The following is a 14,606-nucleotide window of genomic DNA, read 5'->3' on the forward strand; positions in this document are numbered from 1 at the left end:
CGGGAGTTCGGGGGTTCATGGTGTCTGACCAGCGGATTCATGAGCATCCGGCCGCGACGGCCGACTGGCTGCGGGCCGCCCGCGCCGCACGTGCGCTGTCGGTGGCCACGCTCACCTGGCTGGCCGTGGAGAGCACGCTGGGCCTGGCCGCCGGGCTGTCGGCGCATTCCGTCGCGCTGATCGGGTGGGGGCTGTCGGCCTTCGCCGAGGCGGGGGCGAGCCTGATCGTGGTGTGGCGCTTCACCGGCGCCCGCACGCTGTCGCCGCACGCCGAGACGACCGCCAGGCGGGCGGTGGCGGTGAGCTTCTGGCTGCTCGCGCCCTACCTCGTCGGGCACGTCGCGCACGACCTCGACGCCGGCCATCGGGCCACGCCGACCGTGCTCGGCATCGTGGTCACGACGGTCAGCCTGGTCAGCATGCCCGCGCTGGGGCTGGTCAAGCGGCGGCTGGGGGCGCGCCTGGCGTCGGCGGCGACGTCCGGCGAGGGCACCCAGAACCTGATCTGCGCCGCCATGGCGGCCGGCGTGCTGGCCGGTCTGTGGCTGAACACGCTGGGCTGGTGGTGGGTGGATCCGGCCATGGCGGTGGCCCTCGCGGCGGTCGCGGTGCGTGAGGGAGCGCGCGCCTGGCGCGGTCACGCCTGCTGCCATTGACCGCCACTCTCCGTAATAGGCGCACCAAAAGAGCGGTTTTGCCACACAGAGCCCACCGAGTAGTGTTCCCGGAGTATTGCGGAGCAACTCCCGCTAGGGTCTCCGGAAGGTCTCAACACACCTAAGAGGACATCGTGGGGCGACACCGGACAGACGAGCTCGACGGCGGCTACCGAGCCCAGGAACCACCCTCCCGCAGGCGGTCGGTCAGCGGGCGTGGCAGGGTGCTCGTACCGCTGGCCGGGGCCGTCGCGCTGGCCGTGCTCCTCGGTGTCGCGGCGTTCGTGATCTTCAATCGGGAGCACGACTGCTCGGCCGGCAAGCTGCCGCTGCGCGTCGTGGCCACCCCCGACATCCACCCCGCGCTCAACAAGATCGCCGCCAACTACACCAAGGCCCTGCACTCGATCGACAGCAAGTGCGTCGAGGTCACCGTGACCAGGGAGGCGGCGGCCAAGACCGCGAACGGGCTGGCCGCCGGCAAGTCCGGCGCGGACGTGTGGGTGGCCGACTCCAGCCTGCTGGTGGGCAATCTTCGCAACTCCCCCGCGGGCTCGGCGCTGCCGGAGCCGGCCGGCTCGGTCGCCCTGTCGCCCGTCGTGCTGGCCGCGGCCAAGTCCGCCGCGGCGAAGCTGTCCGGGAGCCTGACGCCGAGCTGGGCGGGCATGATCGCGGCGGCCAACGTGGCCAACCCCGACGGTCCCGGCAGGAAGGTCCGGGTGCTGGCGCTCGACCCGCAGAAGAACTCCGCCGGGCTGGCCGCGCTGCTGGCCGCCGCCACCTCGGCCAAGGAGGCCGGGCAGAACAAGGCGCTGGTCGGCGCGCTGAAGGAGATCTCCGGCCAGCTCGCCTCCGACCCGGCGGCGCTGCTGGCCAGCCTGACGGTGAAGTCGGGCAGCAAGGTGCCGGTCGGCGTCGCCTCCGAGCAGGCCGTCTACGCCCACAACGCCAAGAAGCCCGAGGCCCCGGTGGTCGCCCTCTATCCCAAGGAGGGCACGCTCAGCCTCGACTACCCGCTCACGATCGTCACCAAGGACCCGGCGGTCCAGAAGGCGGCCGCGGACTTCAGGCAGGACCTCGGCACGGACGCGGCCAAGAAGATCCTGCGCGACGCGGGCTTCCGCAGCCCCGACGGCAAGGCCGGCGAGACGCTGACGAAGGAGAAGGGGTTCGTCCCCGACAAGCCGGAGGCGCTGCCGCGGCCCGACGCCAAGAGCGTGGCCTCGATGGTGCAGACCTGGTCGCGGCTGAACCTCGGCACCCGGCTGCTCACCCTGCTCGACGTCTCCGGCACGATGGCGCTGCCCGTCCCCGGCACGAACATGACCCGCATGCAGGCCATCAACAAGATCGCCATGGAGGGCCTGGGGCTGTTCCCGGCCGACTCCGAGCTGGGCCTGTGGACGTTCTCCACCCACATGGACGGACAGGGCAAGGACTGGCAGGAACTCGTCTCCGTCGGCCCGCTCGCCGAGTCCACCAACGGCGTGCTCCGCAAGCAGGCGCTGGTCCGGCAGTTCGGGCAGATCCAGGCCAAGGCCACCGGCGACACCGGCCTGAACGACACCATCAAGGCCGCCTACGGCGAGCTGACGAAGACGTACCAGGAAGACAAGATCAACACCCTGCTGATCCTGACGGACGGCGCGGGCAACGACGACCCCGACGGCGGCGTCTCGAACGCCCAGATCCTGCAGTACCTCAAGAAGACCTACAACCCGAAGCGGCCGATCAGCATCCTGCTCATCGCCTTCGGCCCGGAGGCCGAGGCGGGCAGGAAGCAGATGGACACGCTGGCCAAGACGACCGGCGGCGAGGCCTACATCGCCAAGGACGTGCTCCAGGTCCGCGACTTCTTCCTCCAGGGCATGGAACGCCGTCTCTGCGCCCCCGACTGCGACGGCTGAGCCACTCCCGTCACACGGATCACGACGTCATGCCGGTTGGGCATGACCGCGGCCGCGCCGGTCAACCTGGCCGATCGAGGCGGCGTCCTCTCCCGCGTGGGGGCCTGAGCGCCCGTTCCACCCGCGGGGAGGGGAATCCGTGCCTGGATGGCCGACGGTCGGCCGCGCCGACGATCAGGAACTGGTCGCCGCTCTGCGGCGGGCTGACACCGACGCTCCCGCCGCCCTGTACGACTCCTACGGCGAACGGCTCTACGACTACGCCCTCTCGCTGATCGGCGACCGGGACTCGGCAGCCGACGCCGTGCACGACGCCCTGGTGACCGCGCAGGGCTGCGTGGACCGGCTGAAGGAGGCCGGCCGCCTGCGCGCCTGGGTGTACGCGCTGACCAGGTTCCAGGTCCGGGCCAGGATGGCCCACCGCGGCACGCACGCCGGGGGCCTGCCGCAGGCGCGTCCGTCCGGGCCGCCGTCCGGGCCGCCGTCCGGGCCGTCGTCCACGCCGCCGTCCGGGGAGCCCGACTCCGAGCTGGCCGGGCTGGTCCGCGAGACGCTGGGCGAGCTGAGCGGGAACGAGCGCGAGATCGTCCTGTTGTCGCTGCGGCACGGCCTGACGCCGGTCGAGGTCGCCTCGGTGCTGGGGCTGACCTCCCGCCAGGCCGCCACCCGGCTGGGCAGGGCCCGCGACCAGCTGGAGAACGCGGCCGCGGCGGTCGTCCTGGCCAAGACGGGCCGGGCGCACTGCCCGGACCTGTCGGCGATGGTGGACTCCTGGGAGGGGCCGCTCACGCCGTTGCTGCGGCGGCGGCTGTCGGGGCACATCGCCGGGTGCGAGGTGTGCACCGAGGGCAAGCACCGGCAGGTCGCGGCGTCGCGCCTGCTCGACCTGGTGCCGGTCGAGTTCCCGCCGCTCTCGCTGCGCCGCCGGGTGGTGGACACCTGCGTCGATCCCGGGCGCGACCAGACCAGGACGCTGATCACCGACCGCGGCGACAACTTCGACCGCACCGGCTTCCCGGTGGCCGCCGAACGGCGCTCGCGCCGCCGCCGTCCGCGTCGTCTCGGGCCGGTGGTGCTGGCCGGGGTGTGCGTGCTGGCCGCGACCGGGGCGGTGGTCGTGCTGAACGGCGGCGACGCCGCGCAGACCGCGCTCACTCTGACGCCCACGCCTACGCTCTCCCCCTCCTCCGAGCGCACGCCGGAGCCGGCGCCGGAGGAGGAGGACGTGACGCCCGAGCCCACGCCGAGCGCCGACGCGCCGGAGGCGTCCCCGTCCGCCACGCCGTCGGTCCGGCGGCCCGCCCGGCGGCCCAGCGGCGGGCCGGCCGCGCCCACGGTGAGCCGCCGCAGGCCCGCGCCGGTCGCCCGGCTCGGCACGACGTGCCCCGCCTCGATCGCGGGCGCCGCCAAGATCGGGCTGCGCGCCCGCAACGCCGCGGTCTCCTGGGTGGCGACCGCGTCACAGGGCCTCGACGTCTTCCCCGCCAGCGGTTCGGTCAAGGCGGGCGGCTCGGTGTCGATCTGGGTGACCGTCGTGGACCCGAGCGCCGGCGGCCGCGGCCGCGTCTCGTTCACCTCGAACGGCGGCGCCGCCAGCTGCTCGCTGGCCTGGAACGCCGACCGCGCCCCGGAGTCCGATCCCCCCTCCGACCCGCCCACGCCCACCGCCGAGCCGTCCGAGGCGCCGAGCGACGGACAGACCTCGAATGTGGACGCCGCGCCACAAGGGTGACGAACAACTCCCCTGGAAGAGCGGACATAACGGGATAAACAGGACCCTGGCTCGAACATCATAGGCCACATAGGGCATTCTGGTTAGCTTGGGGAACACGCCCGGAAACCCGGAGTCACCACGTCCTGTGGCGGAAGTCACAGGAGAAACTTCGCCATGCCGGTGAACCTCAACGGCTCACCAAGCGTCGGCATTGACGTGCCCGGACCAGGATTGGTCCCATGAAAATCGATCAACCATGTCTTGACCAGAAAGAGCAGGAGAGAAACAGGAGATGCTCAAGCACCGCAGAGCGCTGGCATGGCTGCTGGCGCTCGCCTGCATAGCGGGGGCCGTGGTCGCGCTGTTCGACCTCGACACCCCGCTGCGCCCGTTCTTGATCTCCCTGTTCCTCATGGTGGTGCCGGGGGCGGCGGTGGTGGGACTGTTGCGCGATCGTGACCCCCTTGCCGCACTATCAGTAGGAGCCGCGGCCAGCCTCGTCCTGAACGTGCTCCTCGCCGAAGCCATGCTGCTGTTCAACGCATGGTCGCCCAGAGCCGGGGTGGCGACGGTCGCCGTGCTCGGCGGGTTCATGTACGTGCTTCGCGTGTTGTACCGGGGGAAGAACATGCAGACCGAACAGGGGGCCAGGGCAAGGTGAACATCCAGGTAGTGCGCCCGAGAGACCTCGGCGACTCCGAACGCGCCCGATGGCGCGAGCTCCAGAAGGCCGATCCGAGTCTGGACAACCCGTTCCTGTCCGTCGAGTTCGCCGTGGCGATGGACCGCTTGCGTGACTACGTGAGGGTGGCGGTCATCTCCGACGGCAACCGCATCGCCGGGTTCTTCCCGTACGAGCGGCACAGCTTCGGCATCGGCAAGCCGCTGGGCGGCTTCCTCACCACCTGCCACGGCCTGATCGCCGTCCCCGACCTGCACCTCGACGCCAAGCAGCTGCTGCGCGCCTGCAAGCTCAGCGTGTTCGACTTCGACCACCTGGTCGCCGGCCAGCCGACGTTCGCCCCGTACGAGGCCGACGTGCGCCCGGCCCCCGTGATGGATTTCACCTCCGGCTTCGACTCCTGGCTGGAGCAGGTCAAGGCCAACTCCCCCAAGAACCTCAAGACCGTCCGCTACAAGGAGCGCAAGTTCGGCCGCGAGCAGGGCGGGCTGCGCTTCGAGTGGAACGCCACCGACCCCGAGGTCCTGCGCACGCTGCTGGCCTGGAAGTCCGACCAGTACCGGCGCACCGGCCGGGTCGACCGGTTCGCCCAGCCCTGGATCGTCGAACTCATCGACATGATGCATGCCGAGAAGTCATCGGACTTCTCCGGCATCCTCACCATGCTTTATGCCGGGGACGTGCCTGTCGCCGGGCATTTCGGTCTCCGTACGGCCACGACGCTTGTAGGGTGGTTCCCCGCCTACGACACCGAGTACGCCCGTTACTCGCCCGGCATCGTCCACCATCTGCAGATGGCCGAGGCCGCCGCGAACGACGGGATGCACATGGTCGACATGGGCAAGGGCGGCAAAGAGTACAAAGACTGGCTCAAGAGCGGGGTCCTGTACGTTGCCGAGGGCCGCATCTCACGACCGTCCGCGACAGCGGCCGTCCACTGGATGGGCCGAACTCCTTTCAACAAAGCTCGAACAATCGTCTTGGATCGACCGTCTCTTTATAAGGCGGCCGACCGCGTCCTCAAGGGCTTTGGTCGGGTGCGCACCTCGATGCAGCAGCAGCAGGAGTCACCCAATGTAGTCAAGGAACCAACGGGAGCCGGCTGAACGCTCCCGGCACCACCCCCCGGCACCAGCACACACCCTCACTCCACAGGACCCAACAATGCACCGCTCGTCGGCTCCGCCATTCCCGCAGCACCCGGGGATGACTCCGTGCGGTGAGCAGGGCCGGGTCCCGGAAGGATATCCCTCGCCATGAGTCCCGAGATCACCAAGCACAACGGCAAGGTCCAGAAGTCGCCCTTGCGTTCCATGCCGCCCCCTTCGAGCTTCACGCCCGTCACCCCTCACCTGGCCATTTCCCCTACGGTGAGTGTGGTCGTCCCGGCGATGAACGAGGCCGAGAACCTGCCGCACGTCTTCGCGACGATCCCCCAGTGGGTCGACGAGATCGTGCTCGTCGACGGCAACTCCGTCGACGACACCGTCGAGGTCGCCAAGCGCCTGCGGCCCAACGTGAAGATCGTCACGCAGACCGGCAAGGGCAAGGGCGACGCCCTGTCCGCCGGCTTCGCCGCGTGCACCAGCGACATCATCGTCATGATCGACGCCGACGGCTCGACGGACGGCCGCGAGATCATCTCGTTCGTGGGCGCCCTCGTGACCGGGGCCGACTTCGTCAAGGGCTCGCGCTACGCCGCCGGCGGCGGCAGCGACGACCTGACGCTCAACCGGCGCCTGGGCAACAAGGTCCTCACCGGCATCGTCAACGTCATGTACAAGACCAGCTACACCGACCTGTGCTACGGCTACAACGCGTTCTGGGCGCGTCACCTCGACGTGCTCGACCTCGACTGCGACGGCTTCGAGGTCGAGACCCTGATGAACGTGCGGGCGGCCAAGGCCGGGCTGAAGGTGCACGAGGTGCCCAGCCACGAGCGCAACCGCATTCACGGCGAGAGCAACCTGCGTGCCGTACGAGATGGCTTCCGTGTGCTCAAGACGATCCTGAAGGAGTGGCGCCGCCAGCCCTCCGCCCCTCAGCCTGAGCCCACCGCCACTCCCGCCGCTGACCGAGGCGTCGCGTAAGAGGAACCGTTGTGAACACGTCTGTTGTCATCTGCGTCTACACAGAAGAGCGCTGGGAGGACATCAGGCAGGCAGTCGAGTCGGTCGAGAACCAGAGCCGCCCGGCACACGAGCTGATCCTGGTGGTCGACCACAATCCGGACCTGCACCTGAAGCTCAAGCGCGCCTATCCACAGGCCATCGTGGTGGAGAACACGCACGAGCAGGGGCTGTCCGGCGGCAAGAACACCGGCGTGGCCACGGCCACCGGTGAGATCGTCGCGTTTCTCGACGACGACGCGGTCGCCGACGCGGGGTGGCTGGAGGCTTTGGAGGAGGGCTTCCAGGAATCCGGTGTGGTGGGCGTGGGCGGGCGTACCGACCCCTTGTGGGCGTCGAAGCGCCGGCCCCGCTGGTTCCCGTACGAGTTCGACTGGACGGTCGGGTGCACGTACCGCGGCATGCCCGCGGTGCGCGCGCCGATCCGCAACGTCATGGGCGGCAACGCCGCCTTCCTGCGCGAGGTCGTCGCCGAGGTCGGCGGCTTCCACAGCGGCATCGGCCGCAGCGTGCAGGGCCGCAAGTCGCGCCCGCTGGGCTGCGAGGAGACCGAGTTCTGCATCAGGCTGAGCCAGCGCAAGCCGGGCTCGGTCATGCTGTTCGAGCCCCGCGCGGTCATCGGGCACAAGGTGTCCAGGCAGCGCGAGGGCTTCGCCTACTTCAGGTCCAGGTGCTATGCGGAGGGCCTGTCGAAGGCCCTGGTCACGCGGGAGGTCGGCACCCAGGACGGCCTGGCCAGCGAGCGCGCCCACGCGATGAAGACGCTGCCGCTCGGCGCGCTGCGCGGCGTGGGCGACGCCCTGCGCGGCGATCCGTCCGGGCTCGGCAGGGCCGCCGCGATCGTCGTCGGCCTGGCCTGGACGACCTGGGGTTACGTGGTCGGCACGGCACGGCTGAAGGTGGCACGCTCATGATCCGCATTCCGATCCTGATGTACCACTCGGTCAGCGACAGCCCCAACGACGAGACGCGGCCGCACGCCGTGCGGCCGTCCGACCTGGCCGAGCAGCTCGCCTACCTGTCGGAGAGCGGGTTCACCCCGCTCACGCTGGGCGACCTGGTGGCCGCGCTGAACAAGATCGACGGCCGTACGGTGCCGGCCAAGCCGATCGTCCTGACCTTCGACGACGGCTACGCCGACTTCCACAGCCAGGCGCTGCCCCTGCTCGACCGCTACAACTTCCCGGCCACGGTCTTCCTGACCAGCGGCTGGGTGTCCGACGCCGGCAAGGACGCCGCGGGCCGTCCGCTCGACGACATGCTGTCGTGGGGCCAGGCCCGCGAGGCCGCCCAGAACGGCATCGAGATCGGCGGCCACAGCCACAGCCACCCGCAGCTCGACCAGCTCCGCACCGACGACCTGCGGCAGGAGCTGCGCAGGAACAAGGGCCTGCTGGAGGAGAAGATCGGCGCGCCGGTCGCCACCATGGCCTATCCCTATGGCTACTCCAGCGCCCGGGTCCGCCACGAGGTGCGCAAGGCCGGCTACTTCGCCGCCTGCGCCGTGAGCAACACCATCGCGGCCGACCGCCACGACATGCTCGCCATCCCCCGGCTGACGGTCGGCAAGCCGACGACCATCAGCATGTTCAAGCGCGCCGTCGAAGGCAACGCCGTACCTCTCATCTACCTGCGCGAACGCATCCTCACCAAGGGGTACGCGGTCGTCCGGCGGACGAGGTACGGGCTGCAGCGGGTGCGCGGAAATGTCTAGCCTGCGGGAAAAGATCCTCCGCGACCTCAGCAATCCGCTCTTCCGCCAGGGTTACGCCCTGATGGCCAACACGGTCGTCACGGGCACCCTCGGCATGGGCTACTGGCTGCTGGCGGCGCACTTCTACACCCCCGAGGAGTTCGGGCGCGGCCAGGCGGTGATCACCGCGATGCGGCTGTTCGCGTCGCTGACCGCGCTCGGCTTCGTGGGGGCGCTGGCCCGCTTCCTGCCGGTGGCCGGGCGGCGCACGCCCGACCTCATCCTGCGCGGCTACGGCCTGGCCGCCGCCACGGGCGGGGTCGCGGCGCTCGGCTTCCTGCTGACGCTGCCGCTGTGGGGGAAGACGTACTCGGTGCTGGCCGGGTTCGGGCCGGGGCTGTTCTTCCTGGCCTCGGTGCTGGTGTGGGCCGTCTTCACGCTCCAGGACGTCGTGCTCACCGGGTTGCGCAAGGCCACCTGGGTGCCGGTCAACAACCTGGTGTTCGGCCTGGTCAAGATGGGCCTGCTGGTCGCGCTGGCCGGCGCGCTGCCCGACGGCGGGATCTTCGTCTCGTGGATGATCCCCACCGCCCTCGCGCTGATCCCGGTCAACTGGCTGATCTTCGGCGTCGTCGTGCCCCGGCACGTCAAGAGCCTCGGCACCGCCCACGAGCCGCCCGGCCTGCGGCAGATCGGCCGGTTCCTGGCCGGTGACTTCCCCGGCACGCTGTCGATCCTGGCGATCGTCTACCTGGTGCCCGTGGTGGTGGCGACCAAGGTGGGCGAGGCCACGTTCGGGCGCTTCTCGATGGCCCACACGCTGGCCAGCATGATCGAGCTGCTGGCCATGAACATGGCGGTGTCGCTGACGGTCGAGGGGTCGTTCGACCGTTCCAAACTGGCCCTGAACTGCCGGCGGGCGCTGCGGCGCGGCTTCATGATCGTGACTCCGATCATCGCGGTGGCGATCATCGGGGCGCCGCTGATCCTGACCGTCTTCGGCGCCGAGTTCGCCGACGAGGGGTCCACGCTGCTGCGGCTGATGGCGCTGGCCGTGCTGCCGCGGGTGCTGATCGAGGTGTACCTGAGCGCGTTGCGGGCGCAGAGCCACGCGCGCACGCTGGCGATCGTGCAGATCGGGCTGGCGGTGCTGGTGCTGGTGTCCACGGTGGCCCTTTTCCCGCACTTCGGGGTGAACGCCGTGGGTTACGGACTGCTCTTCAGCGAGCTCCTGGTGGCACTTCTGATCTTCGGAAATCTACGCAAAATACTCAATTTTGGTGAAACTGGGCAGCCGACTGTCACTCAGGGGTCGTCCGGGGCCGCATGATGGTCAACGTGAGGCAACGGGACGGCGATGGCATGACTAAGGGGAAGACCGGCTCCTCCGACGTTCGCAAGGACGCCGGGGAGGAGACAGAGACGCCCTTCGATCCGGAGGCCACGGGGGTGATCCCGCGGCTGACGTTCGACGACGGTCAAGGGGGCGCCCCGGCGTCCCCGCCGGCGTCGGACGAGGAGGCGCCGGAGGCGTCCGGCTCCCCGGCGGAGGTGAACGCCGAGACGACGACGGCCTTCCGCGTCCCCGGAACCGTGCACATCGGCCACCCTCCCACGAACGACGAGCCCGCTTCCGGGCCTTCGCAGGCGTTCGCGGAGCGTGACGGCGCGGCCCAGCCCAAGACGGTGGGGCCCAACGCGTTCACCGCCAGGGCACCCCACGCCCCGGCCGAGCCGTCCGGCACCGAGAAGCCCGCGGCTTCGGACGCGAAGAGCTCGCCGACCGCCGGGACCATGCCGATGCCTGCGGCGGAGTCTCCCCAGGCTCCCGCCGCCGGGGCTGCCAAGGGCGGCTCCCCCACGACTGCTGACAGCGGCGACAGCTCCTCGAAGAGCTCCGCGACACCTCAAGGCGCGGGAAGTGGCCAGAAGGGCTCCGACTCGGCTGGTTCGGGAGCTGCGGGATCGGCTGGTTCGGGTGCTGCGGGATCGGCTGGGTCGCCTGCGACAGGGCCTGCTCGTTCCGGGGGCTCCTCCGAGGCGGGTGGCGCCTCGCCGAACGGGGAGGCAGGCTCTGGCCGTACCGGGGTCGCCGACGCGGGGAGCGCAGGCGAGTCCGGTGTGTCCGGTTCCCAGGGCAGGCGGCCCGAGGGCCCTGCCGCCGGGGGGTCCCGGGCGGGCCGTCCTGATGGGGCTGCCGTCGATGGTGAGAGTGACGGCAGGACCGTGGCCTTCCGGGCGCCTGTTTCCCGGACGGCCGACGCCGGCGCCGTCGCGGCGTCCGGGGTCGGGGCTCCGGTGGTCGAGCGGGCTCCGGCGGCTTCCGGTGACGGGCAGGTCGTGGGCGGCCCACTGGGCGGCGAAGGCGCGCCCGTGGCCGCGGGCCAGAAGGGCCGGACCGCCGGCGGGCGGGTCGGGGCGCTGGTCGCCAGCGCGCCCAAGTGGCTGCCCGTCGTCCTCGTCCTTGAGGGCCTGCTCATGTACATCCTCGCCCTGCGCGTGCCCCCGGGCCCGCTGTGGGGTGTGGACCCGGAGAACATCAACGGCCTGGGCCTGATCTCGGCGCTGCCGGCGACCGCGTTCGTCGCCCTCCTGATCATGATCGTGTCGTTCTTCGTCACGGTCGCCCAGAGCACCGACCGCAAGTTCCTGCTGCTGTTCCAGATCGCCGCCATCACGTTCGCCCTGCACGGCGCGGGCGCCCTGGTGGCCACCGAGCCGCGCTTCCCCACGGCGTACATCCACGCCGGTTTCGTGGAGTTCATCTCCAGGACGGGCGAGACGGCGATCAGCATCGACGCCCGCATGGGCTGGCCGGGCTTCTTCGCGTTGTTCGCGTTCGTCACCAAGGCCGCCGGCATCACCGACATGACGACGATCCTGCAGTGGACGCCGCTCCTGTCGAACCTGCTCTACCTGCTCCCGTTCGTCCTGATCCTGCGCCAGGTGGTCGCGACGACGCGGGCCCGCTGGTTCGCGGCGCTGCTGTTCATCCTGGTGCAGTGGATCGGACAGGACTACTTCTCGCCGCAGGGGTTCACCTTCGCCCTGTATCTGGCGTTCGTGGCGATCCTGTTGCGCTGGTTCGGACGGGTGGAGCCGCGTACCAAGCCGATCCCGCCCAAGGGGCTGCGCAAGCTGCTGGGCAAGCTCGACGCGATGACGCCCGGCGAGATCGTGAACACCGGCACCTACCGGGCCGACAAGCTGCTGATGCTGCTGATGCTGCTGGCGTTGTTCTTCGCGTCGGTGGCCTCGCACCAGATCACGCCGTTCATGATGCTCGGCGTGGTGACCGCCTTCCTGATCTTCAAGCGGACCTCGCTGACCTGGGCGCTGCCGTTCTTCCTCGGTCTCGTGACGCTGGCGTGGATCAGCTACATGACGGTCGGGTTCTGGGCGGGCCAGATCGACGCGATCTTCGGCGGCCTGGGCAAGATCCTGCAGAACATCGGCAGCGCCACCTCCGACCGCGTCGAGGGCAGCGACCCGGCGCACGCGCTGGTGTTGCAGGCGCGGCTCGGCATCCTCGGGGTCATCCTCTCGCTGGCGGCGGCCGGACTGTTCCGGCGGCTGCGCCGCGGGGTGTTCGACCGGTCCGCGCTGATCCTGCTGTGCGTGCCGGTGCTGGCGCTGGGGCTGCAGAGCTACGGCGGCGAGATCGGGCTGCGCATCTACATGTTCGCGCTGCCCGGCTCCTGCCTGCTGGCCGCCTACGCGTTCTTCCCGAACCTGCCGGCCGACAGCGCGGACGTGCGCGAGGAGACCGTGCCGCTGCGCAGGCGGAACGTGCGCTTCAACCCCGAGCTGACCAGGAAGATCTCGGTCGTGCTCGCGGCCTGCTTCGCCGTGCTGTTCGCTTTCGCGTTCCTGCTGGCGCGGTACGGCAACGAGAAGTTCGAACGGGTCACCACCGGCGAGGTCGCCGCCCTGCACTACGTCTACGATCACGACAAGCCGAGCGCCAAGGTGCTCTACCTGGTGCCCAAGGAGGGCCCGGAGGTCACGCCGACCCTGCCATGGGGCGAGCGGGACGTCGAGCTGGTCAACTTCGGCGTCCAGGCGCTGGTGCACAAGGACCCGACGCAGATCGCCGACGCGGTGGCCAAGCTGAAGGAGCAGCCGCGCAACTCGTACCTGATGGTGAGCCGCGGGCAGGTCAGCTACCTGCAGCTCAACGAGGGCTTCCCGGAGGACTGGGGACAGCGGTTCCGGGCCGCGCTGGACGCCTCGCCCGACCTGAAGAAGGTCTTCTCCAACGACGACGCCGCGCTCTACACCTGGAAGAAGTTCGTGAAGGGCACGGAGATCCCCGACCCCAACCCCTACAAGGGACGTGGCGACCCCACCTCGCCGTGGACGCCCGTCGGCATCGGGGCGCTGGTCGTGACGTGGGTGGCGCTGTTCGGCTACGAGGTCATCCGGCTGAACGGGCCGAACCGGGCACGGCGGGCGCGCAGAGGGCTGATGTTCCTGGCCATCCCGTCGTTCTTGATCTCAATAGCAGTGATCGTGGAGAGATTTATCCACATCGCACTAAATAACTGAATTCACAGGAAACGCTAAGGTTTTGCGGGATGATGTAGGCCTGATGAGGACACAGGAGACACTTCCCGCCATGCCCGATGCACGACTCGCGGCCGCGAGGATCACTTCTGTGGACGCCCTGCGCGGCTTCTCGCTGCTGGGGATCCTCGTCGTCAACATCGCCTTCCTGGCCTCCGGTTACCGGATGGCCGGGATGGCCGAGCCCGGCTTCGACTCCTCGCTCGACTGGGTCGTGCGCTGGCTCGTGACGCTGTTCATGGAGAACAAGTTCTACCTGCTGTTCTCCTTCCTGTTCGGCTACAGCTTCACGCTCCAGCTCGACTCGGCCGTCCGGCAGGGGCGGGCGTTCGTGCCGATGTTCCTGCGCCGCCTGGGCGGGCTGCTGCTGATCGGCCTGGCCCACGCGGTGCTGCTGTTCCCCGGCGACATCCTGACCACGTACGCGTTCGTCGGGATCGCGCTGCTGGTGCTGCGCCGGATCGGCCCCAAGACCGCGATCGTGCTGGCTGGGCTGCTGACCCTGGTGCTCGCGTTCGGGTTCCTCATGCTGGCCCTGCTGGCGATGGTCGGCCTGGACGCCTCCGGCACGGTCGCCGAGGGCACCGCCGAGGCCGCCAGGTCCGACACCGCCCTCGGCGGGGTGTTCTGGCAGATCATCTCCGAGCACATGCGCAAGCTGTCGCTGATCGTCCTGCTGCGGGTGTTGTTCCAGGGCCCGGCGGTGCTGGCCGCGTGCCTGATCGGGCTGGCGGTCGGCAAGCTGGGCGTGCTGCGGAACCTGTCGGCGCACAAGGTGGCGCTGCGCAGGCTGCAGTGGACCGGGTTCACGGTCGGGCTGGCCGGGGCCTTCGTCTACACGCAGTCGGCCTGGAACGGCACGGTGAACAAGTTCCTGGGCGAGGCGATCGACCTGGTGACCGCGCCGCTGCTGGCCGCCGCGTACGCGGCCACGTTCCTGCGGGTGCTGCCGTACCTGCCGCGGGTGGGCCGGGCCCTGGCCGCCCCCGGGCGGATGGCCCTGTCGAACTACCTGGGCCAGTCGCTGATCTGTTCGCTGATCTTCACCGGTTACGGCCTGGCCCTGGTGGACCGGGTCAGCCCCGGCGTCGAGGTGCTGATCGCGCTGGCCATCTTCACCGTCCAGGTGCTCTACAGCCACTGGTGGCTCAAGGGACACCGGTACGGGCCGGTGGAGTGGGTGCTGCGCTTCCTGACGTACTGGCGCAGGCCCACGGGCGAGCGGCGCAAGGCACCCGACTCCGCGCAGACCGTCTGAA

12 protein-coding genes are annotated in these 14,606 nt (G+C 69.9%); 11 read left to right on the top strand and 1 reads right to left on the bottom strand.

Annotated features, from left to right (window positions below; translation table 11 throughout):
* The first annotated feature begins 17 nt into the window (after positions 1-17).
* The 9 genes from ACFYUV_RS21180 to ACFYUV_RS21220 all read left to right on the top strand — a co-directional run bounded on the left by ACFYUV_RS21180 (position 18) and on the right by ACFYUV_RS21220 (position 10,111).
* Positions 18-656 carry a hypothetical protein gene (locus ACFYUV_RS21180; RefSeq protein WP_387670690.1) on the top strand — a complete coding sequence of 213 codons (639 nt, stop codon included), beginning with the start codon at positions 18-20 and terminating at the stop codon, positions 654-656.
* A 134-nt stretch (positions 657-790) separates the two neighbouring features.
* Entirely contained in the window at positions 791-2,563 is a 1,773-nt protein-coding gene (locus ACFYUV_RS21185) for a substrate-binding domain-containing protein (RefSeq protein WP_387670692.1), read from the top strand.
* A 139-nt stretch (positions 2,564-2,702) separates the two neighbouring features.
* A complete protein-coding gene (locus ACFYUV_RS21190) occupies positions 2,703-4,295 on the top strand; it encodes a sigma-70 family RNA polymerase sigma factor (RefSeq protein ID WP_387670694.1) in 1,593 nt (530 codons plus the stop codon).
* Positions 4,296-4,569: 274 nt separating this feature from the next.
* Positions 4,570-4,938 carry a hypothetical protein gene (locus ACFYUV_RS21195; protein WP_352327059.1) on the top strand — a complete coding sequence of 123 codons (369 nt, stop codon included), beginning with the start codon at positions 4,570-4,572 and terminating at the stop codon, positions 4,936-4,938.
* A complete protein-coding gene (locus ACFYUV_RS21200; RefSeq protein WP_352351950.1) occupies positions 4,935-6,065 on the top strand; it encodes a GNAT family N-acetyltransferase in 1,131 nt (376 codons plus the stop codon). Before ACFYUV_RS21195 ends, ACFYUV_RS21200 begins: the two co-directional genes overlap by 4 nt.
* Positions 6,066-6,215: 150 nt before the next feature.
* On the top strand, positions 6,216-7,049 hold the full coding sequence (locus ACFYUV_RS21205) for a glycosyltransferase family 2 protein (protein WP_357978338.1): 834 nt from the start codon (positions 6,216-6,218) through the stop codon (positions 7,047-7,049).
* A gap of 11 nt (positions 7,050-7,060) precedes the next feature.
* Positions 7,061-8,002 carry a glycosyltransferase family 2 protein gene (locus ACFYUV_RS21210; RefSeq protein WP_358288006.1) on the top strand — a complete coding sequence of 314 codons (942 nt, stop codon included), beginning with the start codon at positions 7,061-7,063 and terminating at the stop codon, positions 8,000-8,002.
* Positions 7,999-8,802 (top strand): polysaccharide deacetylase family protein, encoded by an 804-nt coding sequence (locus ACFYUV_RS21215; protein ID WP_358288009.1) that lies wholly within the window; start codon positions 7,999-8,001, stop codon positions 8,800-8,802. The genes ACFYUV_RS21210 and ACFYUV_RS21215 overlap by 4 nt, the downstream gene beginning before the upstream one ends.
* Positions 8,795-10,111, top strand: a complete 1,317-nt coding sequence (locus tag ACFYUV_RS21220) for a lipopolysaccharide biosynthesis protein (protein WP_387670697.1) — start codon at positions 8,795-8,797, stop codon at positions 10,109-10,111. Before ACFYUV_RS21215 ends, ACFYUV_RS21220 begins: the two co-directional genes overlap by 8 nt.
* A 148-nt stretch (positions 10,112-10,259) precedes the next feature.
* On the opposite strand, the gene ACFYUV_RS21225 is transcribed toward ACFYUV_RS21220, so the two are convergent.
* Positions 10,260-10,628 carry a hypothetical protein gene (locus ACFYUV_RS21225; protein ID WP_387670699.1) on the bottom strand — a complete coding sequence of 123 codons (369 nt, stop codon included), beginning with the start codon at positions 10,626-10,628 and terminating at the stop codon, positions 10,260-10,262.
* A 493-nt stretch (positions 10,629-11,121) separates the two neighbouring features.
* Between ACFYUV_RS21225 and ACFYUV_RS21230 the strand changes: the two genes are divergently transcribed.
* Together ACFYUV_RS21230 and ACFYUV_RS21235 are read left to right on the top strand one after the other, a co-directional pair.
* Positions 11,122-13,329 (top strand): hypothetical protein, encoded by a 2,208-nt coding sequence (locus ACFYUV_RS21230; protein ID WP_387670701.1) that lies wholly within the window; start codon positions 11,122-11,124, stop codon positions 13,327-13,329.
* Between the two features lie 70 nt (positions 13,330-13,399).
* Entirely contained in the window at positions 13,400-14,605 is a 1,206-nt protein-coding gene (locus tag ACFYUV_RS21235) for a DUF418 domain-containing protein (RefSeq protein WP_387670703.1), read from the top strand.
* Position 14,606: the final 1 nt, after the last annotated feature.

It is taken from the genome of Nonomuraea sp. NPDC003560 (assembly GCF_042878785.1).
Lineage (GTDB): Bacteria > Actinomycetota > Actinomycetes > Streptosporangiales > Streptosporangiaceae > Nonomuraea.

Excerpts from the sequence above, each read along its gene's own strand:
- ACFYUV_RS21235 (WP_387670703.1), top strand. The coding sequence starts at position 13,400 with ATGCCCGATGCACGACTCGCGGCCGCGAGGATCACTTCTGTGGACGCC.
- ACFYUV_RS21220 (WP_387670697.1), top strand. The coding sequence starts at position 8,795 with ATGTCTAGCCTGCGGGAAAAGATCCTCCGCGACCTCAGCAATCCGCTC.
- ACFYUV_RS21180 (WP_387670690.1), top strand. The coding sequence starts at position 18 with ATGGTGTCTGACCAGCGGATTCATGAGCATCCGGCCGCGACGGCCGAC.
- ACFYUV_RS21205 (WP_357978338.1), top strand. The coding sequence starts at position 6,216 with ATGAGTCCCGAGATCACCAAGCACAACGGCAAGGTCCAGAAGTCGCCC.
- ACFYUV_RS21195 (WP_352327059.1), top strand. The coding sequence starts at position 4,570 with ATGCTCAAGCACCGCAGAGCGCTGGCATGGCTGCTGGCGCTCGCCTGC.
- ACFYUV_RS21215 (WP_358288009.1), top strand. The coding sequence starts at position 7,999 with ATGATCCGCATTCCGATCCTGATGTACCACTCGGTCAGCGACAGCCCC.